Raw genomic sequence first — 19,896 nt, 5'->3', positions numbered from 1 at the left:
CGCCGGATGCGCGGCCGGTGCCGCCGCGGTCCACTCGGGCCATGAGCACCGAACCGCCCCCCGGCTCCGGCGGCCAGCCGCCGGAGGACGACCCGTTCAGGAAGCAGCCACCACCCGGCGAGGGGGCGGGCTCGCCGTACGGCCCGCCCGCGGGCGGCGGTGCGCAGCCTCCGCCGGGCGGCGGCCAGCCCCCGCCCGGCGGTCAACCCCCCTACGGCGGCGGCCCGTACGGAGGCGGCCCCTACGGAGGCGGCGGCCCCTACGGCGGTGGCCCTTACGGCGGCGGTCCCTACGGCGGCGGCGACTACCCCGCCGACCCCCTCGCCGGCATGCCCCCGCTCGCCGACAGCGGCAGGCGCACGCTCGCGAGGATCGTCGACATGATCCTCGTCGGCCTGGTGGTCTGGCTGCTCACCTGGGGCTTCGGTGCCGACAACTACGACGTGAACGCCGACGAGGTGGAGGTCGGCAGCTCGCTCACCCAGGCCGTGATCGCCGCCGTCCTCTACATGGCGTACGACACCTTCATGATCGCCAGGACGGGCCAGACGCTCGGCAAGAAGTGGCTGGGCCTGCGGGTGGCCCACCTCGACAACGGCTCGACGCCCTCGGTGCAGACCGCGCTGATCCGCGCGGCGGTGCTGTGGATCCCGTTCGCCTTCTGCTGCGCCTGTCTGTGGACGGCGATCTGCGGCGGCTGGAGCTTCTTCGACAAGCCCTACAAACAGGGCCTGCACGACAAGGCGGCCAAGACGGTGGTGGTCAGCACCAACGCCTGAGCGCACGCGGAAGGGGCGGACCTGACCGGTCCGCCCCTTTGGCGTGCTGTCAGTTGTCGGCGGTGACCGACGCGGCCGCCACCGGCTCCTGCTGTGCGGGGGAGGGCTGCGCCACCGCGGCCGGGCGTGGCCGGCCCGCGGCCCGGTGCGCCGGGAGGGCCAGGGCGACCAGCAGCCCGAGGGCGAGCGCCGCGACGGCGACGACGGCGATCCCCACGGCCGAAGTGGTCCCGGACAGCAGCAGCAGGGCGAGCGCGGACAGGATCACGGTGCACGAACCGTAGGCGAGTTGTGCGGCGGTCGGACGAGGCATGGCAATCGTGTCCTCGGAAGCGGGGGCGAGACGGGGGGTCGGCCTGGCTTTCCGCCCATTTCCGGGCGTTCCGCCACTGGACATTCTCTTCGCGTGGATGCCCGAGCGGAACGAGCGGTAAGCGTGACCTGACCAACAGTGCCGGTGCACAGGGGGCGCACCGAGTCATGGTGTCCAGCAAGTGGACGCTCGCATGCGCCTGTTGAATATGCCTCGACGTCGGGCGGAACGTCCGCTGAGCGCAACGGGAACTCCGCATAGTGCACTTGACCTGCTCAAGTCAAGGTCTGTCTTTTCCGGGCAACCTCTAGTCCAATGTCGTCACTTGACTACACGCGTCGATCACGCGCGCGCGGGCGCCCCTCTTGTGACCAAGGCCCTTCCTCCCGCGTGCCCGGACGCGGGGGAGGATCTCAAGTGACCAGCAGACCCTGGACATACAGAGCCGCGGCGACCGCCGTCGCGCTCGCCGCGGCCACCGCGACGATCTCCACGTTCGCCGTGGCCCAGGCCGACTCGGCCGACGTGGCAGGCACCGCCAAGGCGCCGGCCGCGGACCGCCGGGACCCGGCGGCCCCCAAGGCCCACAGCGAGGAGCACGACCTCGAGGGCCCGTTCACCAAGACCCAGGCCGCCCAGCGCGAAGAGGCCCTGAAGCAGGTCATATCCGGCGAGGCGGACATCCAGCAGCGCGGCGGCTCCAAGGTCGTCGAGCTGGAGAGCCGGCGGGGCAACAAGTACGTCGAGCTCGGCCGCGAGAAGACGGACAAGATCTTCACGATCCTGGTCGAGTTCGGCGACCAGATCGACAGCCGCTACGGCGGCACCCCCGGCCCGCTGCACAACCAGATCGCGCAGCCCGACCGCACCCAGGACAACAGCACGGCCTGGCAGGCGGACTACAGCCGCGAGCACTTCCAGGACCTGTACTTCGGCGAGGGCTTCGCCTCGATGAAGACCTACTACGAGAAGCAGTCCTCGGGCCGCTACTCGATCGAGGGCGAGGTCCAGGACTGGGTCAAGGTCCCCTACAACGAGGCCCGTTACGGCTCCAACAAGTGCGACCCGGACAACTGCGCCTGGTTCGCCGTGCAGGACGGCGTCAACGCGTGGGTCGCCGGCCAGAAGGCCGCCGGCAAGACCGACGCCGAGATCAAGGCCAAGCTCGCCGAGTACGACCAGTGGGACCGCTACGACCACGACAACGACGGCAACTTCAACGAGCGCGACGGCTACATCGACCACTTCCAGATCGTCCACGCCGGTGAGGACGAGTCCGCGGGCGGCGGCGCGCAGGGCGAGGACGCGATCTGGGCCCACCGCTGGTACGCCTTCGGCACCGACGCCGGCGCCACCGGCCCCGAGGGCAACAAGCTCGGCGGCACCCAGATCGGCGACACCGGCATCTGGGTCGGCGACTACACCATCCAGCCGGAGAACGGCGGCCTCGGTGTCTTCGCCCACGAGTACGGCCACGACCTCGGTCTGCCGGACCACTACGACACCAACGGCGGCGAGAACTCCACCGGGTTCTGGACGCTGATGTCCTCCGGTTCCTGGCTCGGCACCGGCAAGGACGCCATCGGCGACCTGCCCGGCGACATGACCGCCTGGGACAAGCTCCAGCTCGGCTGGCTCGACTACGAGACCGCCAAGGCGGCCTCGTACTCCCGTCACAAGCTCGGCGTCGCGGAGTACAACAACCGCAACGCCCAGGCCCTGATCGTGACCCTGCCGAAGAAGAAGGTCACCACCGAGATCGTCGCCCCCGCGGGCGGCACCAAGCAGTGGTGGAGCGGCAGCGGCGACGACCTGCGCAACACCCTGACCCGCTCGGTCGACCTGACCGGCAAGACGTCGGCGGCGCTGACCCTCGACGGCTGGTACGAGATCGAGAAGGACTACGACTACCTCTACACCGAGGTCTCGACCGACGGCGGCGCCAACTGGACCGCCCTGGACGGCACGGTGGACGGCCAGCCGATCACCCGTGACGGCAGCGGCAAGCCCGCCCTGACCGGCACGGTCGACGGCTACAAGAAGCTGTCGTACTCCCTGGACGCCTACGCGGGCAAGAAGTTCGACCTGCGCTTCCGCTACCAGAGCGACGGCGGCGTGGCGCTGAAGGGCTTCGCGGCCGACAACATCTCCGTCGTGGCCGACGGCACCGCGCTGTTCACGGACACCGCCGAGGGCGACGACGCCGGCTGGACGAAGAAGGGCTTCGACCGCATCGGCGCCTCCTTCACCAACGAGTACGACCAGTTCTACATCGCGGAGAACCGCCAGTACGTGTCGTACGACAAGACCCTGAAGGTCGGCCCGTACAACTTCGGCTTCGCCTCGAAGCCCTCGTGGGTGGAGCACTACGCGTACCAGAACGGTCTGCTGATCTGGAAGTGGGACACCTCCCAGAAGGACAACAACACCAGCCAGCACCCCGGTGTCGGTCTGCTGCTCCCGGTCGACTCCCACCCGACCCAGCTGAAGTGGTCCGACGGCAGCTACATGCGCGCGCGCATCCAGTCCTACGACGCGCCGTTCAGCCTGTACCGGACGGACGGCATGACCCTGCACAAGGGGGACGTGGCGACCACGATCCCGTCGTCGAAGGGCGTGTCGGTCTTCAACGACCGCACCAGCACCTACTACGACCCGGCGAACCCGCGTGTGGGCGTCAAGATCACTGACACCAACACCAAGATCCAGATCCGCCAGGAGGCCGTCAACGGCTCCTGGATGATCCTCCAGGTGTCGCCCGCGGCCAAGTAGAACAGCGTTTTCGCAGGTCAGGCGCGTATCGGCGGTAACCCCCTGGCGGGTTGCCGCCGATCGTGTTTAGGTGCGTGCTGTGGATTTCTTATTGACACCGGTACGCACGGGGGTGTGACTGCATGGCCGCAGGAGGTTTCTGCAAGCTGCCGAACGGCAGCGTGGTGGTGGCGCTGAACCTGCCCAGCCCCGCCGTCGAGGGCCCCGCCGGGGTGCGGGTCCTCGTCCTCGCCCAGAACCGGGCGCGCGCCCTGACCAGGCTGCGCAACCTGGGCCTGAGGGCGGTCTATCTGCGGGGCAACGCCGCCCCGCCCACCCCGGACGAGATCACGGCCGTCCTGCACCATCCCGACGGCCTGATATGGCGGACGGCCCCGGACAACGGTGTCACCGTCGCCACCGAGCTCTGGCACCCCATCCGGGCCCTGCTCAGACGCCCCGCGGCCCCGGTCAGCTGACGACCGGCTTGCCCGACAGCTCCACCCCGGCCGCGCGCATCTCCTCCAGCGCGCGGTCGGTGCTCTCGCCGGCCACCCCGGCGGTCAGGTCCAGCAGCACCTGCGTACGGAAGCCCTCGCGCACCGCGTCCAGCGCGGTGGCCCGCACACAGTGGTCCGTGGCGATGCCCACGACGTCCACCTCGTCGATCCCGCGCTCCCTGAGCCACTCCGCCAGCGGGGTGCCGTTCTCGTCGGTCCCCTCGAACCCGCTGTACGCCGCGGAGTAGGCCCCCTTGTCGAACACCGCGTCGACGGCGCCCGAGGCCACGGCCGGCGCGAAGTTCGGATGGAACCCCACGCCCTCCGTCCCCGCCACGCAGTGCGCCGGCCACGAGTGCGCGTAGTCCGGATTGTCGGCGAAGTGCCCGCCGGGCGCGATGTGGTGGTCCCGAGTGGCCACCACATGCCGGTACCCGGCCGGCGCCTGCCCGATCAGCTCGGTGATGGCGGCGGCCACATCGGCCCCACCGGCCACCGCCAGACTGCCCCCCTCGCAGAAGTCGTTCTGTACGTCGACGACGATCAAAGCGCGGCGCATGGCAGGTGTCCTTCGCTGAGGGCTGGAACTCATAGAGCCTAGTGACTGAACGCGGGGTGCGGGAGAGGGCCTTCGGGGAGTTCCCCTAGCGCACGTACTCGGTAGGAATGACGGGTTCCCCCCGAGACAGCTGCGTAGCCGACAGCGGCAACCCGTTCCGCGCCGCCACATGCCGCTCCCGCACCACGTCCAGCGGCTCGCGGGCCACCACGTTCCCGCCCTTGACCAGCTCGACCAGCAGCTGCCGGTCCGCCAGCTCCGCCGGGACGGCCCCCGTGCCGACGACCTCGGCCTCCGCCACCCCCTCCGCGTCCAGCCGCCGGGCGGCCCACTTGCGCCCGCCGATGGACGTCTTGCCCCCGGTGGACTTCTTCGCGACCGGCACCAGCGGCGCGGTCGGGTCCCCGGACTCCGCGCGGGCGACCAGCTTGTACACCATCGAGCAGGTCGGATGCCCCGACCCGGTCACCAGCCGCGTACCGACGCCGTACGCGTCGACCGGCGCCGCGGCCAGCGAGGCGATCGCGTACTCGTCGAGGTCGGACGTCACGATGATCTTCGTGTCCCGGGCCCCCAGCTCGTCCAGCTGCTGCCGCACCCGGTGCGCGACCAGCAGCAGGTCGCCGGAGTCGATGCGCACCGCGCCGAGCTCGGGCCCGGCGACCTCCACGGCCGTCCGGACGGCCTCGGTGACGTCGTAGGTGTCGACCAGCAGGGTCGTGCCGCGGCCCATGGAGTCCACCTGGGCCTGGAAGGCGTCGCGCTCGCGGTCGTGCAGCAGGGTGAAGGCGTGCGCGGAGGTGCCGACGGTGGGGATGCCGTAGCGGAAGCCGGCGGCGAGGTCGGAGGTGGAGGTGAAGCCGCCGACGTAGGCGGCGCGGGCGGCGGCGACGGCGGCCAGCTCGTGGGTGCGGCGGGCGCCCATCTCGATCAGCGGGCGGTCACCGGCGGCCGAGGACATCCGGGAGGCGGCCGCGGCGATCGCCGAGTCGTGGTTGAGGATCGACAGGATCACCGTCTCCAGGAGCACGCACTCGGCGAACGAGCCCTCGATCCGCATGATCGGCGAGCCGGGGAAGTACACCTCGCCCTCGGGGTAGCCCCAGATGTCACCCGAGAAGCGGTAACCGGCGAGCCATTCGAGGGTCTCCTCGTCGAGGAACCCGCGTTCACGCAGAAAGCCCAGCACATCCGCGTCGAAACGGAAGTTCTCGACCGCGTCCAGGACCCGCCCGGTGCCCGCCACGACCCCGTAGCGGCGCCCCTCGGGCAGGCGGCGGGTGAAGACCTCGAAGACGCACCGGCGGTCCGCCGTACCCGCCTTCAGGGCGGCCTGCAGCATCGTCAGTTCGTACTGGTCCGTGAAGAGCGCCGTCGAGGGAACATCCACCGGCAGCCCAAGGTCCGCTGTGTTCATGGCAAGCATGCTACCCCCATTTCGTCAGTGTGACGATTTATCGTGTGCGTGGCAGCATGGGCTGTGTGACGTCACCCGCGCCCCTAGAGATCGAACGCACCGAGTCGGCGGAGGAGGTCTTCGCCGTACCCGAGCCCGACGTCCCCTGGGTCACGATCGTCCACAACGACCCGGTCAACCTCATGAGCTATGTGACGTATGTCTTCCAGACGTACTTCGGCTACTCCAAGGACAAGGCCACCAAGCTCATGCTCGACGTCCACCACAAGGGCCGGGCGGTCGTCTCCAGCGGGACCCGCGAGGAGATGGAGCGCGACGTGCAGGCGATGCACGGATACGGTCTGTGGGCCACCCTCCAGCAGGACCGGAAGTAGACGACCTCCCCGATGCCAGGCACCTTCGAACCGATCCCCGGCGGCGGCGCGGCCGTCGCCCTCGACGACGTCGAGATCTCCATCATCCGGTCGCTGACCGTCCAGCTCCTGGAGCTGATCGGCCCCGGCCCCGCCGAGGACGCCGACGCCGACCCGCTCGCCGAGCTGTTCGCCGAGGGGCCCAGCGAGCCCCCGTCCGACCCGGTGCTGCGCCGGCTGTTCCCGGACGCCTACAGCGACCCGGAGGCCCCGCGGGAGGACGAGGAGCAGAAGGCGTACTCCGCCGAGTTCCGCCGCTACACCGAGAACGACCTCAGGGCGGGCAAGCGGGAGAACGCCCTCGGAGTGATCCGCACCCTGGACGCGCTGACCCCGGCCGGGGACGGCGGGGCGGTGCTGAAGCTGTCGCCGCAGGAGTCCCGGCAGTGGCTGGGCGCGCTCAACGACCTGCGCCTCGCGATCGGCTCCCGGCTGGAGATCACCGACGAGGACGACACCGATCTGCTCTACCGGCTCCCGGACGAGGACCCGCGCAAGCCGATGGTGATGGCGTACCTGTGGCTGGGCGGACTCCAGGAGACGCTCGTCTCGACACTGATGCCCTGATCGTCCCGGTGTGACCTGGGTCGCGTTCGCTCAGCGGACGCTCAGATCCGGATAACGATCCTGTCAACGAAGCGGCCACTTACGCCCCGTTTATGTCCGATTAGTCCGCTTCTTCCTGTGCAGTGCGTCACAAGCGGCCCGGGCGATCAGTGTTGCGGGCGTGATAAATCTTCACGACCGCCCGGCGAACACCACCCATGTCTTCGTCCGGGTGCGCCACCGAGCCGGCGACCGCCGGCCAGGCAATGGGCAGGCCCGCACAGTCTGCTCAGCTCCATCAATCCGGGGGGATCGAGATCCGATCCGCGGCCGACGAAAGGCCCGGTTCGGCCATGGAGAAAGGCGCACTACACATGACCTCTGAGAAGGTCACCGAGGCTCCTGAAGAGGGCTACGAGCGCGGGCTCGGCAGCCGTCAGGTCCAGATGATCGCGATCGGCGGCGCCATCGGCGTCGGCCTGTTCCTGGGGGCCGGGGCGAACATCGCCAAGGCCGGTCCCAGTCTCATCCTCATGTACGCCCTGGCCGGCGTGATCATCTTCTTCATCATGCGGGCGCTCGGCGAGCTCCTGCTGTACCGCCCGGTCTCGGGCTCCTTCGCGGAGTACTCCCGCGAGTTCCTCGGCCCGTTCTTCGGCTACTTCACCGGCTGGACGTACTGGCTGATGTGGGTCGTCACCGGCATGGCCGAGCTGACGGCCGCCGCGATCTACGTGAACTACTGGTTCCCCGAGATCCCGCAGTGGGTCACGGCACTGGTCTTCCTGGTGATCCTGTTCGGGGTGAACCTGATCTCCGTCAAGCTCTTCGGCGAGCTGGAGTTCTGGTTCTCGATGGTCAAGGTCACGGCCCTGATCGGCATGATCGTGATCGGTCTCGGCGTGCTGACCTTCGGCTTCAGCTCCGCCGGCGACACGGCCGCCGTCTCCAACCTGTGGGCCTACGACGGCTTCTTCCCCAAGGGCATCGGCTCCTCCCTGATGACCCTCCAGGGCGTCATGTTCGCCTACCTCGCGGTCGAGCTGGTCGGTGTCACGGCCGGTGAGTCGGAGAACCCGGAGAAGACGCTCCCCAAGGCGATCAACACCCTGCCCTGGCGTATCGCGCTGTTCTACGTCGGTGCCCTCACCGTCATCCTCTGCGTGGTCAAGTGGACCGAGTTCGCCGAGGGCGTCAGCCCCTTCGTCGCGGCCTTCGCGAAGATCGGCATCCCGGCCGGCGCCGGCATCGTCAACTTCGTCGTGCTGACCGCGGCCCTGTCCTCCTGCAACTCCGGCATGTACTCCACGGGCCGCATGCTGCGGAACCTGGCGTCCAGCGGCGAGGCCCCGGGCGTCTTCCAGAAGCTGTCCTCGACCAAGACCCCGGCCCTCGGCATCTTCGTCTCGGTGTGCTTCATGGGCATCGGCGTGGTCCTGAACTACGTCGTCCCGGAGAAGGCGTTCGGCTACGTCACCTCCGTCGCCACCGGCGCGGGCATCTGGACCTGGCTGATGATCCTGGTCAGCCACGTCCTGTACCGCCGCGCGGTCGAGGCGGGCCGGCTGCCGGCCTCCTCCTTCCCGGCTCCGGGCGGCGCGAAGTGCTCCTACGTGGCCATCGCGTTCCTGCTCTTCGTCACCGGTCTGATCGCGTACGACTCCGACGCCCGCGTCAGCCTCTATGTGATGGCCGGCTGGGCCGCCGCCCTCGGCATCGGCTGGATGGTGCTGAAGTCGCGCAACCCGCAGGTCGCCGAGCGCCGCGAGCCGCAGTTCGAGAAGGTCGGCTGACCTCCCAGGCGTTCGCCCAGCGGACGTCCGGCCGCCGGGGACACTCGTGGCGTCCCCGGCGGCAGCCGCTCAAGGACGTCCGGCATGTGGGCCGTTCCGTACCATCCCTCGGTACGGAACGGCCCTTCTGCTTATCCTGGCGGGCATGCTGACCATCACCCAGGCTCTCTACGACCAGATCGTCGCCCACGCGCGCAAGGACCACCCCGACGAGGCGTGCGGCGTGGTCGCGGGCCCGGCCGGCTCGGACCGCCCCGAGCGCTTCGTCCCGATGCTGAACGCCGCCATGTCGCCCACGTTCTACGAGTTCGACTCCGGCGATCTCCTCAAGCTCTACCGCGAGATGGACGACCGCGACGAGGAGCCGGTGGTCATCTACCACTCCCACACAGCGACCGAGGCGTACCCGTCCCGGACGGACATCTCCTACGCCAATGAGCCCGGTGCCCACTACGTCCTCGTGTCCACCGCGGACACCGACGGACTCGGCGACTTCCAGTTCCGCTCGTTCCGGATCGTCGACGGAGAGGTGACGGAGGAGGAGGTCACGGTGGTGGAGTCGTACTGATTCCGGGCTGATTCCGGGCTTTCATCCCGCATGCTGGACGGATTCCGTCCGTCATGCGGAATCACACTCCGGGACCCGGTACGGGAATCGATACGATGAGCCCATGGTTCTGAACGACGTGAGCGACAAGACGCCGGGCATGCTGCTCGTGGCGCGGCTGCACGTCGACCTGTGCAGGCTCGCCAGCTCCATCTGTTGACGCTGCCCTGCCGCCGTACGGCCGTGGAGCCGCGGCGCTCACCGCACCACTTCTGAAGCCTCCCCTGCGCTGCCGCGCGCCCACCGACGTCACCTACTCCCGACAGGAGCCCACAGCCATGGCCATCGAGGTCCGCATCCCCACCATCCTCCGCCAGTACACCGACGGTCAGAAGGCGGTGGAGGGCAGCGGTGACACCCTCGCCGACCTGTTCGCCGACCTTGAGACCCGGCATGCGGGCATCCAGGCCCGGATCGTGGACGGCGAGCAGCTGCGCCGCTTCGTCAACGTCTACCTGAACGACGAGGACGTCCGCTTCCTCGACGGCATCAACACCAAGCTCACCGACGGCGACAACGTCACGATCCTGCCGGCCGTGGCCGGCGGCATGGCCTGACCGGCGATGCGTTACGACTCCCCGCTGGCCGCGGTGGGCAACACCCCTCTGGTGCGCCTGCCGCGGCTGTCGCCGTCCGCCGACGTCCGCATCTGGGCCAAGCTGGAGGACCGCAACCCCACCGGCTCGGTCAAGGACCGCCCGGCCCTGCACATGATCGAGCAGGCGGAGAAGGACGGCCGCCTCACGCCGGGCTGCACGATCCTGGAGCCCACCTCCGGCAACACGGGCATCTCCCTGGCCATGGCGGCCAAGCTCAAGGGCTACCGCATGGTGTGCGTGATGCCCGAGAACACCTCCCAGGAGCGCCGGGACCTGCTCGGGATGTGGGGCGCGGAGATCATCTCCTCGCCGGCCGCGGGCGGCTCCAACACCGCCGTGCGGGTCGCCAAGGAACTCGCCGCCGAGCACCCCGACTGGGTGATGCTCTACCAGTACGGCAACCCCGACAACGCCGGCGCCCACTACGCGACGACCGGCCCGGAGATCCTGGCCGACCTGCCCTCGATCACCCACTTCGTCGCGGGCCTCGGCACCACCGGCACCCTGATGGGCGTCGGGCGCTACCTGCGCGAGCACAAGCCGGACGTCAAGATCGTCGCCGCGGAGCCGCGCTACGACGACCTGGTGTACGGACTGCGCAACCTCGACGAGGGCTTCGTACCGGAGCTCTACGACGCGTCGGTGCTGACCACCCGCTTCTCCGTCGGCTCGGCCGACGCGGTGACCCGCACCCGCGAGCTGCTCCAGCAGGAGGGCATCTTCGCGGGCGTCTCGACGGGCGCGGCCCTGCATGCCGCGATCGGCGTGGGCAGGAAGGCGCTGAAGGCGGGGGAGAGCGCGGACATCGTCTTCGTGGTGGCGGACGGCGGCTGGAAGTACCTGTCGACGGGCGTCTACACGGCCGCGACGACGGAGGAGGCCATCGAGACCCTCCAGGGCCAGCTCTGGGCGTGACGCCCGGCGGGTGACGCCCCGGCGGGGCGGCCGCTACGTCGCGAGGTGACGGACCTGGTCCCACAGCACCGGGTCCATCACCCCCACCTTCCTGCGGAACTCGGCCACCGGAACCTCGCGCAGCTCGTCGGTCTCCAGAAAGCTGGCCCGCCCCTGCGCATCGCCGACGGCGCCCGGCGGCAGCGGAATCACCCCGGCCCGCTCGTCCCGGAACCGGCTGGTGATCTTCGCGACGGTGGCCCGGCGCCCCCGCACCGTCAGCACCAGACACGGCCGGTCCTTCGCCCCCGGCCCGTCCTCGAACGGCACGTTCGCCCACCAGATCTCCGCAGGCCGCGGCCGCTCCACCGAGGCCGCCCGCACGGCCCGGCTCCGCCACACCAGCAGCGCCACGGCGGCGACGACCACCACCGCCCCGAGCACCAGCCACCAGGACGTGTCCATACCGACGAAGGTACCGGCGCACCCACCACCCCGCGCGCTCCCGCGGCCTGTGTGCGCCCCCGGTCCAGCACAAACCGGTGCATCCCCATCGGCTAGCATCACGCTCGTCGCAGAACCACATGAAGCGGTGTCCGCTTTCGCGAGGGAAGGCCCGGGGGCTGCCGCCCCTCGGCAGACGGAGGGGCTCATGGGGGAACATGACCGCCTGGTGGTCGACTACACACTGCTGCGGTCTTCGAAGACGAATCTGAGGGACATCGAGAAAGCCCTCAAAGGCATCGAAGAACACCGCGATGACATACGTGATATCTGGGGCCATTCCGCCATCGCCGGCAAGATGGACAAGTTCGTCGACAACTGGGACAACTATCGGCGTGAGCTCCTCGAGAACGTCGAGGATCTGGGCAAGCAAGTAGAGACCTCACTCAAGAGCTTCGAGAAGCTGGACCTCGATCTCAAGAACGCGGCCGAGAAGAAGAGCGGGCACAAAGGGGGAAACTGACCGATGGGTGCAGGCAGGGGCAGGCGTCGACCGGTCGACTGGCACCCGCTGGCAGAGGAGGACCCGATCCCCGGTGATCCGGAGGACATCCGCACCGAGGTCAAGAGGATGTCGGATCTCGCCTCGACCCTCCGCGCCCAGGCCGAGACCCTGCGCAAGGCCGCCGACGGCGAGGCACTGCGGGGCGAGTACGCCGACGCGATCCGTGAGAAGTCCGGCGACCTCGAAAAGCGCTTCCGCGAGACGGCCGCCCGTTACGAACGTGTGGTCGGCGACCTCAAAGGGTGGGCCGACGAACTGGAGGGTTTCCAGGAGCGGGCCGACAGCGTCCTGCGAGCCGCGAAGCAGGCCGACGAGGAGCACGCCGCCGAGGTGAGGAAGAAGGAAGCCGAGGCCAAGAGCAATGGCGAGGACGGCGCGAAGAAGCCGTCGGAGGATTCCGATCCCCTCGGTCACCTGGCGCCGTACCACAAGCAGCTCAACCAGATCACTTCCGACCGCGACTCCCGCGCCGGGCATTACGCCTCACTCATCGGTGATGACATCTCGGACATCATCAAGGACAGCAGGTGGGAGAACTTCAAGGACCTGGTGCACGAGCACGCCGACACGATCAAGGGCGTCGTTGAAGCGCTGAGCTGGGCAGCGACCGCCATCGGGGTCATCGCCCTCCTCTGCACACCGGTCGGATGGGTGGCGACCCTCGTCACGGTGTCCGCCCTCAGCCTCACGGGCCTCGTCACCGCCGGTCATGTGCTGCTGGCCCTCTCCGGCGAGGGGAACTGGGCGGACGTCGCCATGGACGTCTTCGCGCTGGCGACGCTGGGGTTCGGCAGCATCGCGATGAAGGGCGTGAAGGCCGCGGCGACCTCCCTCAAGGCCGCCAGCAGGGCGGAACGCTTCAAGCGGTACGCGAACCTGCGCAAGCTGCTCGACAAGAACATCACGCGCTACGGCACCGACTCGGTCCGCGGCGCGAAGGCGCTCCGCGCGAAGAACGCGCTGCGCCGGATCGGCTCGGAGGAAACACGGCCCGCGACCACCCGGCTGGAACGCCTGCTGGGCGGCGACAAGGAAGTCGTCAGCGCGAGCAAGTTCGCCAAGGCGATGCGGAACGAGTTCGGCGGAAATCCGGATGTGGTGAGGGCGGCCGACGCAATGGACAAGGCGGCGATGAAGTTCCGCTTGAACTACCTCGCAGCCACCTCTGTCGACCTCGGGGACAAGGCTGGGGAAAAATTCGGCGGGGACGCGTACGGAGACGCCAAGGATGTTCTGACGCGTGAAGTCGGGAGCCGCTGGTGAAATTTTCCGCGTAAGGCAAGCGATTGGCAGCCGTCAGGTAGAGCAGAGTTCGACGACAATTATTCTGGAGAAGCAGACAGTGGCACCGTTCCCGGCGAAAGGCCCAGAAGAGTCTCGGGCCATGAAATTCCTTGCCGCGTTTACATTGACGCCGATCCTCTGTTTCGCCTTCCAGGACCTCGGAAGCGAGTATGGGGGGATGGACTGGCTCACCACGGGCTACGCGGCCTGGCCGATGATGGCTGGACCCGTTCTGATGCTGCTCCTGTTCATCAAGTACCGAGAGTTGATCCGTGACCCGCGGAAGGGCGCCAACTTCTCCCAGACGATCAAGATCGTTGCTTTCCTGTTCCTGATCCCCAACGTGTTCCTGGCACTCGGCTACAGCCGGCTGGCCGTGGTGTCCGTGCTCTCCATTCTGGCGATCCTCCTGGCCGATCGGCAGCTCAAGAAGCAGGCGCGTGCGTGAGCGCGTCCGGACTGGGGCAGCCGCCCCGCGTCGAGGCGACCGTTCCCCGGCGCTATGAGCTCGTTCTGCCGCCCGGCTGGGTCCGTATCCCCCTGCGGGAGGGCACGAAGGAGGCACTCGAGAAGGTCCTCTTCACGCACATGGGGCAAGTCCCGGAGGGCATTCCCCGGGACGCGGCGATGCGCTTCCGGCTGGACATGCGCCGCCGGCTGGAGAAGCAGGCCCGCGCTGCCAGGAGGAACGGCGGCCTCGACCTCTATCTTCCGGTGCTCCCGCGCGGGGGAATCTTCCTCATGGCGTCGTTCATCGTCGCCGAGATGCCGATCGGCCAGGACCGTTCGGTTCCGCCGCAGGCGGTGATCGCTCAGCTGGCCGACGAGGGCGTCCCCGGCGGAACAGCGGCCATGGTCGAGGTGGCAGGAGAACCAGCGCTCCGGCGGGACTACGCCTCCGCCGTGGACGAGGAGCAGCAGGGGTCCGCCTCCGGAGACGTACAGCCGGCAGCCCTGCCGACGCGGCGGGTGGATTATGTGATCCCTGTGGCGGGCGACTCCGGTCGCTGGATCAGCATCACCTTCTCCACGCCGGGTGACGGCGACATCGACAGTGAGTTCACCGACGTGCTGGTCGAGTTGTTCGACGCGGTGGTCGGCACGTTCAAATGGAGTTACGAGTGAGCTGGCTCAACGTCAAGCACGTCATGGACCTCTCCCCCTGGATCCGCATCCCGCTCATGTGGCCGGAGCCGGGTCTGGAGGACGTCGAGGAGGCGCAGACGCCTGAGGCCTGGGCACGCTACTTCGCCGAGGGCCTCTGGGAGGATTTCGCGTCCGAGAAGCCGGAACCGGGCGAGGTCGACCTGCTGGCCGACATCCTGTCGATGTACGCCCTCAGAGCCCCGGCGGCCTTTCCGGACTTCGAGGTCTTCCTCCATCTCCCACACCCACGGGAGATCCCGCTTCCTGCGTATGTCGACCTGGTGGAGATCGAGGAGGGTGAAGACCGGGAGACGGCACTGCGTGAACTGACCCACGCCGACGCGAGCTACACCGTCGAGCCCCCCATCGTCGAGGACTTCCACTCGCCGCATCTGGGAACCGGCCTGCGGGTGCTGCGCTACTACCAGGACGAGGACAGCAACGAGGTGCACGTCGGCCTGCGCTATGCCTGGCGCTACGAGAAGGACGCGGAAGCCGCGGACGTCCTGATCATCCTGGCCGATCCGGACGCCGGCCGGATCCTGCGGGCGCTCGACGACATCGACGAATTCGCCCGGACCATCCGGATCAGCCCGGACGAGGAAGCGGACGCCTGAAAGGCCCCGTGATTCTCGTCGTCGGCGCATGGTGGAGAGCGAAGGCAGGGGAGCTTGCCTCGGGCCCTCGGATGAGGCTCGAACAGCTGAGCGTCGGGTAGCCCGTATGGCAGCGCCGCACAGGTGAGTTCGCCCACAACGGCCCCTGGCGGAGGAGCGACCGGACGTTTTGCGCCTTACGCTCGACGGACCGCACGACCCCCGTTCTCACACCCGCCAGCGGAGGTTTCTGCTTCATGAAGCTCACCGTCGTCGGCTGCTCGGGGTCGTTCCCGTCCGCGGAATCGGCCTGCTCGAGCTACCTCGTCGAGGCCGACGGCTTCCGGCTGCTCCTCGACATGGGCAACGGCGCCCTGGGCGAGCTGCAGCGCCACTGCGGTCTCTACGACCTTGACGCGATCTTTCTGAGCCATCTGCACGCCGACCACTGCATCGACATGTGCGCGTACTTCGTCGCGCGCTACTACCGGCACGACGGCGGCCGCTGCGCCCCCCTCCCGGTGTACGGACCCGAGGGCACGGAACACCGGCTGACCACGGCCTACGCGGACACGCCGTCCGCGTCCTCGATGAGCGAGGTCTTCGACTTCCACACGGTCAAGCCGTCCACGTTCGAGCTCGGCCCGTTCACGGTGCACACCGAGCGGGTGGCCCATCCGGTGGAGGCGTACGCCATCCGGGTCGAGCACGGGGGCAGGTCGCTGACCTACTCCGGCGACACGGGTGTCACGCCGGTCCTCGACGAACTCGCCCGCGACACCGATCTCTTCCTGTGCGAGGCCGCGTTCACGCACGGCAAGGAGAACATCCCCGACCTGCACCTCAACGGCCGCGAGGCGGGGGAGACCGCCGCCCGCGCCGGTGCCCGCCGCCTGGTCCTCACCCACATCCCCCCGTGGACCGACCCCCAGGTCAACCTCGCCGACGCCCGCGCGGTGTACGACGGTCCGGTGGAACTGGCGGCGCCGAGGACGTCGTACGAGATCTGAGGCCCCTCACAGACGGGAAGGCCCCCGGAGCCTGGCTCCGGGGGCCTTCCCGCGCGCTGGGTGAGGGCTCACGCCTTGGTGAGGTCCTCGACCTCCTCCTCGGGCTCGCGGCCCGGGGTGGTGAGGTTGAACCTGATGATCGCGAAGCGGAAGACGACGTAGTAGACCGCGGCGAACACCAGGCCGATGGGGATGATCAGCCACGGCTTGGTGGCCAGGTTCCAGTTGAGGAAGTAGTCGATCGCGCCGGCCGAGAAGCTGAAGCCGTGGTGCACGCCGAGGGCCCAGGTGACGGCCATCGAGACGGCGGTCAGCACCGCGTGGATCACGTACAGCAGCGGGGCGATGAACATGAACGCGAACTCGATCGGCTCGGTGATACCGGTGACGAACGAGGTCAGCGCGAGCGAGACCATCATGCCGCCGACGGCCTTGCGGCGCTCCGGGCGGGCGGTGTGGGTGATCGCGAGGGCGGCGGCCGGGAGGGCGAACATCATGATCGGGAAGAAGCCGGTCATGAACTGGCCCGCGGTCGGGTCGCCGTGGAAGAAGCGGGGCAGGTCACCGTGCCAGACGGCGCCGGCGGAGTCCGTGAAGGAGCCGATCTCCTGCCAGGCCACCGTGTTGACGAACTGGTGCATACCGACCGGGAGCAGCGCGCGGTTGATGGCGCCGAAGAGGCCCGCGCCGGCGGCGCCGAGGCCGGTCATCCACTCGCCGAAGTTGGTGATGACGTCACCGATGGGCTCCCACACCAGACCGAAGACGACACCGACGGCGGTGCCGATGAAGGCCATCAGGATCGGGACGAGGCGGCGGCCGTTGAAGAAGCCCAGCCAGTCGGGGAGCTTGGTGCGGTGGAAGCGCTGCCAGGTGACGGCGGCGATCAGGCCCATGATGATGCCGCCGAGGACCTTGGGATCGTTGTAGGTGGCGGCGATGTCCTCGCCCTTGGTGATCTTTGCTTCCGTGATCGGGAACGCGGTCAGCACGTTCTTGTAGACCAGGAAGCCGACCAGCGCCGCCAGCGCCGTGGAGCCGTCGGCCTTCTTCGCGAAGCCGATGGCGATGCCCACGCAGAACAGCAGCGGCAGGTTGGCGAAGACGGCGTCGCCGGCGGTGGCGAACACCGACGCGACCTTGTTCCAGCCGAGGCCGTCCTTGCCGAACACGTCGTCCTGGCCCAGACGCAGCAGAATGCCCGCCGCCGGCAGCACGGCGATGGGCAGCTGCAGGCTGCGGCCGACCTTCTGCAGGCCCTGGAACAGGCCGGATCCCCACTTCTTCGCGGGGGCCGCCGATGCGGTGGCGGTGCTCATACGTCCTCCAACGGTGGTGGTCTACACCACTCAGTGGTGTAGACCTGTTTTAACACGGTGAAGGGCGTATAAGGAACCCGCGATTCCTGCTACGGAAGGGCTACGCGGCGTGCTTGCCGGAGCTGCGGCGAGGGCATGACGAAGGCCCCTCGGACCGGTGGTCCAAGGGGCCTCGCGCTGCCGGGACTTCACGCTTTCGTGACGTCCTCGCGTTCCTCCTCCGGCTCCCGGCCCGGGGTCTTGAGGTCGAACTTGGTGATCGCGAAACGGAAGATCGCGTAGTACACGACCGCGAAGCACAGGCCGATCGGGATGATCGCCCACGGTTTCGTCGCCAGGTTCCAGTTGATGATGTAGTCGATCAGGCCCGCCGAGAAGCTGAAGCCGTCCTTCACCCCCAGCGCCCAGGTCACCGCCATCGACACGCCGGTCAGCACCGCGTGGATCGCGTAGAGCGCGGGTGCGATGAAGAGGAACGAGTACTCGATCGGCTCGGTGATGCCGGTGACGAACGAGGTGAGGGCCACCGACAGCATCAGACCGCCGACCTCCTTGCGGCGCTCGGGGCGGGCGCAGTGCGTGATCGCCAGGGCGGCCGCCGGCAGGGCGAACATCATGATGGGGAAGAAGCCCGTCAGGAACTGCCCGGCGTCCGGGTCGCCCGCCAGGAACATGTTGATGTCGCCGTGCACCTCGGTGCCGTCCGGCTTGGTGTACGTCCCGAACTGGAACCACATCGGCACGTTCAGGAACTGATGCAGGCCGATCACCAGCAGCGCGCGGTTGGCCACACCGAAGATGCCCGCACCCCAGGCGCCCGCGTCGCTCAGCCAGTCGCTGAAGTTCTCCAGCGCGTCGCCGATCGGCGGCCACACCCACAGGCACAGCGCGGCGAACGCGATCGCCACGAACGCCATGATGATCGGGACGAGACGGCGGCCGTTGAAGAAGCCCAGCCAGTCCACCAGCCGTGTGCGGTGGTAGCGCTGCCAGAAGAAGGCCGCCAGCAGGCCCATCACGATGCCGCCGAAGACACCCGGGTTCTGGTACGTGAAGGCCGTCACCGGCTCGTCGATGTTCCCCTGGCAGCCGATGTTGGGCACCGGCCTGGTGCCCGCGGGGCAGTCCTCCGGGAACTGGCGCAGCACGTTGTAGTAGACGAGGAACCCCGCCACCGCCGCCAGTGCCGTCGAGCCGTCGGCCTTCTTCGCCATGCCGATGGCCACGCCCACGCAGAACAGCAGCGGCAGTCCGAGCGCCCCGTCCAGCAGTGCGCCGCCCGCGCCCATCATGACCTTGGACACGTTCGTCCACCCGAGGCCGTCCTCGCCGAACACGTCCGGCTGGCCGAGGCGGTTGAGGATGCCCGCGGCCGGCAGCACGGCGATGGGGAGCTGGAGGCTGCGCCCCATCTTCTGCAGCCCCTGGAACACGGAGTTCCAGCGGGCGCGCGCGGGGCTGACGGCTTCTTCACTCATGGTTTGGCGACCGCCTGTCAGGTGGTGTAGACCAGTCACGGACGATTTCGTTGCTGTGACGTCATCTTTCGGTACCAACGGCACGATCGCTCGCGAAATTGGGCCAACTGTGGGTTACTGCGACAAAGCGGTTCGGATCAGGGAGAAGGACATGGCCAGCAAGGCTGAGAAGATCGTCGCCGGGCTCGGCGGCATCGACAACATCGAAGAGGTCGAGGGCTGCATCACCCGCCTGCGCACCGAGGTGGCCGACGCCTCCCTGGTCGACGAGGCCGCGCTGAAGGCCGCCGGCGCCCATGGCGTCGTGAAGATGGGCACCGCCGTCCAGGTCGTCATCGGCACCGACGCCGACCCGATCGCCGCGGAGATCGAAGACATGATGTGAGCCACGGCTCACGCCCCACGGCCCCGCGGGCCCCACGACCGCGCGAGCCCCACGGTCCCGCGGGCTCGCCGGCCCGCTGAGCTCACCGGCCCGCTGGGCTCACCGGCCCGCCGGGCCACCGGGCTCGCCGGACCGCCGGGCTCACCGGGTCGCCGGGTCCCACGGCCTTGCTTGCTCAGCGGCCTAGCGGGCCGTCAGGTCACTGGGCTTACGGCCCACCGGGCCCGCCGGGCCACCGATCCGCTGGGCTCACCGGGCCACCGGGCTCGCCGGGCCGCCAGGCCCCATGGCCTCGCTGGCTCAGCGGCCCACCAGGCCGTCAGGTCACTGGCCGCATAGGGCCATCAGCCCGCCGGGCTCACCGGGCCGCGTGGGCTCACCGGCCCATCGGGCCCGCCGGGCCACCGATCCGCTGGGCTTACCGGCCCGCCGGGTCCCACGTCGCTGGCTCAGCGGCCTAGCGGGCCGTCAGGTCACTGGGCTCATCGGGCCATCGGC

The 19,896-nt window shown here is 68.8% G+C and carries 23 protein-coding genes; 17 read left to right on the top strand and 6 right to left on the bottom strand.

Features of this window, described 5'->3' with window-relative positions; all coding sequences use genetic code 11:
- The first annotated feature begins 41 nt into the window (after positions 1 to 41).
- Positions 42 to 779 carry an RDD family protein gene (locus tag ACSU6M_RS13140; protein WP_437069774.1) on the top strand — a complete coding sequence of 246 codons (738 nt, stop codon included), beginning with the start codon at positions 42 to 44 and terminating at the stop codon, positions 777 to 779.
- Positions 780 to 828: 49 nt separating this feature from the next.
- Here ACSU6M_RS13140 and ACSU6M_RS13135 read toward each other — a convergent pair whose 3' ends face one another.
- Positions 829 to 1,092 (bottom strand): hypothetical protein, encoded by a 264-nt coding sequence (locus ACSU6M_RS13135; RefSeq protein WP_437069772.1) that lies wholly within the window; start codon positions 1,090 to 1,092, stop codon positions 829 to 831.
- A gap of 417 nt (positions 1,093 to 1,509) precedes the next feature.
- Between ACSU6M_RS13135 and ACSU6M_RS13130 the strand changes: the two genes are divergently transcribed.
- Together ACSU6M_RS13130 and ACSU6M_RS13125 are read left to right on the top strand one after the other, a co-directional pair.
- Positions 1,510 to 3,864 (top strand): immune inhibitor A domain-containing protein, encoded by a 2,355-nt coding sequence (locus tag ACSU6M_RS13130; RefSeq protein WP_437069770.1) that lies wholly within the window; start codon positions 1,510 to 1,512, stop codon positions 3,862 to 3,864.
- Between the two features lie 122 nt (positions 3,865 to 3,986).
- A complete protein-coding gene (locus ACSU6M_RS13125; RefSeq protein ID WP_437069768.1) occupies positions 3,987 to 4,322 on the top strand; it encodes a hypothetical protein in 336 nt (111 codons plus the stop codon).
- Here the strand turns inward: ACSU6M_RS13125 and ACSU6M_RS13120 are convergent.
- A complete protein-coding gene (locus ACSU6M_RS13120) occupies positions 4,315 to 4,902 on the bottom strand; it encodes a nicotinamidase (RefSeq protein WP_437069767.1) in 588 nt (195 codons plus the stop codon). The two genes, ACSU6M_RS13125 and ACSU6M_RS13120, sit on opposite strands and share 8 nt — an antisense overlap.
- Before the next feature lie 85 nt (positions 4,903 to 4,987).
- On the bottom strand, positions 4,988 to 6,319 hold the full coding sequence (locus tag ACSU6M_RS13115; protein WP_437069766.1) for a nicotinate phosphoribosyltransferase: 1,332 nt from the start codon (positions 6,317 to 6,319) through the stop codon (positions 4,988 to 4,990).
- A 56-nt stretch (positions 6,320 to 6,375) separates the two neighbouring features.
- Between ACSU6M_RS13115 and clpS the strand changes: the two genes are divergently transcribed.
- The 7 genes from clpS to ACSU6M_RS13080 all read left to right on the top strand — a co-directional run bounded on the left by clpS (position 6,376) and on the right by ACSU6M_RS13080 (position 11,192).
- Positions 6,376 to 6,693: an ATP-dependent Clp protease adapter ClpS gene (gene clpS, locus ACSU6M_RS13110; RefSeq protein WP_019757729.1), complete on the top strand. Its 318-nt coding sequence runs from the start codon at positions 6,376 to 6,378 to the stop codon at positions 6,691 to 6,693.
- Positions 6,694 to 6,705: 12 nt separating this feature from the next.
- Positions 6,706 to 7,299: a DUF2017 domain-containing protein gene (locus ACSU6M_RS13105; RefSeq protein ID WP_437069764.1), complete on the top strand. Its 594-nt coding sequence runs from the start codon at positions 6,706 to 6,708 to the stop codon at positions 7,297 to 7,299.
- Between the two features lie 353 nt (positions 7,300 to 7,652).
- Entirely contained in the window at positions 7,653 to 9,071 is a 1,419-nt protein-coding gene (locus ACSU6M_RS13100) for an amino acid permease (protein WP_437069762.1), read from the top strand.
- Between the two features lie 145 nt (positions 9,072 to 9,216).
- Positions 9,217 to 9,639, top strand: coding sequence for a Mov34/MPN/PAD-1 family protein (locus ACSU6M_RS13095; RefSeq protein ID WP_437069760.1), 423 nt, complete (start codon positions 9,217 to 9,219; stop codon positions 9,637 to 9,639).
- Positions 9,640 to 9,742: 103 nt separating this feature from the next.
- Positions 9,743 to 9,838 (top strand): putative leader peptide, encoded by a 96-nt coding sequence (locus tag ACSU6M_RS13090; RefSeq protein WP_343234080.1) that lies wholly within the window; start codon positions 9,743 to 9,745, stop codon positions 9,836 to 9,838.
- A 118-nt stretch (positions 9,839 to 9,956) separates the two neighbouring features.
- On the top strand, positions 9,957 to 10,235 hold the full coding sequence (locus tag ACSU6M_RS13085; protein WP_437069758.1) for a MoaD/ThiS family protein: 279 nt from the start codon (positions 9,957 to 9,959) through the stop codon (positions 10,233 to 10,235).
- A 6-nt stretch (positions 10,236 to 10,241) separates the two neighbouring features.
- Complete coding sequence (locus ACSU6M_RS13080) at positions 10,242 to 11,192, top strand: PLP-dependent cysteine synthase family protein (protein WP_437069756.1); 951 nt, start codon at positions 10,242 to 10,244, stop codon at positions 11,190 to 11,192.
- 33 nt (positions 11,193 to 11,225) lie between these two features.
- On the opposite strand, the gene ACSU6M_RS13075 is transcribed toward ACSU6M_RS13080, so the two are convergent.
- Positions 11,226 to 11,636 (bottom strand): type II toxin-antitoxin system PemK/MazF family toxin, encoded by a 411-nt coding sequence (locus ACSU6M_RS13075; RefSeq protein ID WP_437069754.1) that lies wholly within the window; start codon positions 11,634 to 11,636, stop codon positions 11,226 to 11,228.
- 187 nt (positions 11,637 to 11,823) lie between these two features.
- On the opposite strand from ACSU6M_RS13075, the gene ACSU6M_RS13070 reads away from it, so the two are divergent.
- From ACSU6M_RS13070 to ACSU6M_RS13045, 6 genes are all read left to right on the top strand, one after another.
- Positions 11,824 to 12,138, top strand: coding sequence for a hypothetical protein (locus tag ACSU6M_RS13070; RefSeq protein WP_437069753.1), 315 nt, complete (start codon positions 11,824 to 11,826; stop codon positions 12,136 to 12,138).
- Between the two features lie 3 nt (positions 12,139 to 12,141).
- Positions 12,142 to 13,443 (top strand): putative T7SS-secreted protein, encoded by a 1,302-nt coding sequence (locus tag ACSU6M_RS13065; RefSeq protein ID WP_437069751.1) that lies wholly within the window; start codon positions 12,142 to 12,144, stop codon positions 13,441 to 13,443.
- Positions 13,421 to 13,912, top strand: coding sequence for a hypothetical protein (locus ACSU6M_RS13060; RefSeq protein WP_437069749.1), 492 nt, complete (start codon positions 13,421 to 13,423; stop codon positions 13,910 to 13,912). Before ACSU6M_RS13065 ends, ACSU6M_RS13060 begins: the two co-directional genes overlap by 23 nt.
- Positions 13,909 to 14,589, top strand: a complete 681-nt coding sequence (locus ACSU6M_RS13055) for a hypothetical protein (RefSeq protein WP_437069747.1) — start codon at positions 13,909 to 13,911, stop codon at positions 14,587 to 14,589. The genes ACSU6M_RS13060 and ACSU6M_RS13055 overlap by 4 nt, the downstream gene beginning before the upstream one ends.
- Positions 14,586 to 15,227 carry a hypothetical protein gene (locus tag ACSU6M_RS13050; RefSeq protein WP_437069745.1) on the top strand — a complete coding sequence of 214 codons (642 nt, stop codon included), beginning with the start codon at positions 14,586 to 14,588 and terminating at the stop codon, positions 15,225 to 15,227. The genes ACSU6M_RS13055 and ACSU6M_RS13050 overlap by 4 nt, the downstream gene beginning before the upstream one ends.
- A 236-nt stretch (positions 15,228 to 15,463) precedes the next feature.
- Positions 15,464 to 16,216, top strand: a complete 753-nt coding sequence (locus ACSU6M_RS13045; RefSeq protein ID WP_437069743.1) for an MBL fold metallo-hydrolase — start codon at positions 15,464 to 15,466, stop codon at positions 16,214 to 16,216.
- Between the two features lie 68 nt (positions 16,217 to 16,284).
- On the opposite strand, the gene ACSU6M_RS13040 is transcribed toward ACSU6M_RS13045, so the two are convergent.
- Together ACSU6M_RS13040 and ACSU6M_RS13035 are read right to left on the bottom strand one after the other, a co-directional pair.
- Entirely contained in the window at positions 16,285 to 17,535 is a 1,251-nt protein-coding gene (locus tag ACSU6M_RS13040; RefSeq protein ID WP_437069742.1) for a PTS transporter subunit EIIC, read from the bottom strand.
- A gap of 188 nt (positions 17,536 to 17,723) precedes the next feature.
- On the bottom strand, positions 17,724 to 19,013 hold the full coding sequence (locus ACSU6M_RS13035) for a PTS transporter subunit EIIC (protein WP_437069741.1): 1,290 nt from the start codon (positions 19,011 to 19,013) through the stop codon (positions 17,724 to 17,726).
- Here ACSU6M_RS13035 and ACSU6M_RS13030 point away from each other — a divergent pair.
- On the top strand, positions 18,898 to 19,398 hold the full coding sequence (locus tag ACSU6M_RS13030; protein ID WP_437069740.1) for a glucose PTS transporter subunit EIIB: 501 nt from the start codon (positions 18,898 to 18,900) through the stop codon (positions 19,396 to 19,398). The two genes, ACSU6M_RS13035 and ACSU6M_RS13030, sit on opposite strands and share 116 nt — an antisense overlap.
- The last annotated feature ends 498 nt before the right edge of the window (positions 19,399 to 19,896 follow it).

Source organism: Streptomyces sp. enrichment culture, assembly GCF_964272895.1.
Classification (GTDB): domain Bacteria; phylum Actinomycetota; class Actinomycetes; order Streptomycetales; family Streptomycetaceae; genus Streptomyces.
The sequence above is the reverse complement of the archived record's forward strand: the minus strand, read 5'-3'. Positions and strand labels throughout refer to the sequence as shown.

Excerpts from the sequence above, each read along its gene's own strand:
- ACSU6M_RS13140 (WP_437069774.1), top strand. The coding sequence starts at position 42 with ATGAGCACCGAACCGCCCCCCGGCTCCGGCGGCCAGCCGCCGGAGGAC.
- ACSU6M_RS13135 (WP_437069772.1), bottom strand. The coding sequence starts at position 1,092 with ATGCCTCGTCCGACCGCCGCACAACTCGCCTACGGTTCGTGCACCGTG.
- ACSU6M_RS13125 (WP_437069768.1), top strand. The coding sequence starts at position 3,987 with ATGGCCGCAGGAGGTTTCTGCAAGCTGCCGAACGGCAGCGTGGTGGTG.
- ACSU6M_RS13120 (WP_437069767.1), bottom strand. The coding sequence starts at position 4,902 with ATGCGCCGCGCTTTGATCGTCGTCGACGTACAGAACGACTTCTGCGAG.
- ACSU6M_RS13115 (WP_437069766.1), bottom strand. The coding sequence starts at position 6,319 with ATGAACACAGCGGACCTTGGGCTGCCGGTGGATGTTCCCTCGACGGCG.
- clpS (WP_019757729.1), top strand. The coding sequence starts at position 6,376 with ATGGGCTGTGTGACGTCACCCGCGCCCCTAGAGATCGAACGCACCGAG.
- ACSU6M_RS13105 (WP_437069764.1), top strand. The coding sequence starts at position 6,706 with ATGCCAGGCACCTTCGAACCGATCCCCGGCGGCGGCGCGGCCGTCGCC.
- ACSU6M_RS13100 (WP_437069762.1), top strand. The coding sequence starts at position 7,653 with ATGACCTCTGAGAAGGTCACCGAGGCTCCTGAAGAGGGCTACGAGCGC.
- ACSU6M_RS13095 (WP_437069760.1), top strand. The coding sequence starts at position 9,217 with ATGCTGACCATCACCCAGGCTCTCTACGACCAGATCGTCGCCCACGCG.
- ACSU6M_RS13090 (WP_343234080.1), top strand. The coding sequence starts at position 9,743 with ATGGTTCTGAACGACGTGAGCGACAAGACGCCGGGCATGCTGCTCGTG.
- ACSU6M_RS13085 (WP_437069758.1), top strand. The coding sequence starts at position 9,957 with ATGGCCATCGAGGTCCGCATCCCCACCATCCTCCGCCAGTACACCGAC.
- ACSU6M_RS13080 (WP_437069756.1), top strand. The coding sequence starts at position 10,242 with ATGCGTTACGACTCCCCGCTGGCCGCGGTGGGCAACACCCCTCTGGTG.
- ACSU6M_RS13075 (WP_437069754.1), bottom strand. The coding sequence starts at position 11,636 with ATGGACACGTCCTGGTGGCTGGTGCTCGGGGCGGTGGTGGTCGTCGCC.
- ACSU6M_RS13070 (WP_437069753.1), top strand. The coding sequence starts at position 11,824 with ATGGGGGAACATGACCGCCTGGTGGTCGACTACACACTGCTGCGGTCT.
- ACSU6M_RS13065 (WP_437069751.1), top strand. The coding sequence starts at position 12,142 with ATGGGTGCAGGCAGGGGCAGGCGTCGACCGGTCGACTGGCACCCGCTG.
- ACSU6M_RS13045 (WP_437069743.1), top strand. The coding sequence starts at position 15,464 with ATGAAGCTCACCGTCGTCGGCTGCTCGGGGTCGTTCCCGTCCGCGGAA.
- ACSU6M_RS13040 (WP_437069742.1), bottom strand. The coding sequence starts at position 17,535 with ATGAGCACCGCCACCGCATCGGCGGCCCCCGCGAAGAAGTGGGGATCC.
- ACSU6M_RS13030 (WP_437069740.1), top strand. The coding sequence starts at position 18,898 with ATGCCCGCGGCCGGCAGCACGGCGATGGGGAGCTGGAGGCTGCGCCCC.
- ACSU6M_RS13035 (WP_437069741.1), bottom strand. The coding sequence starts at position 19,013 with ATGAGTGAAGAAGCCGTCAGCCCCGCGCGCGCCCGCTGGAACTCCGTG.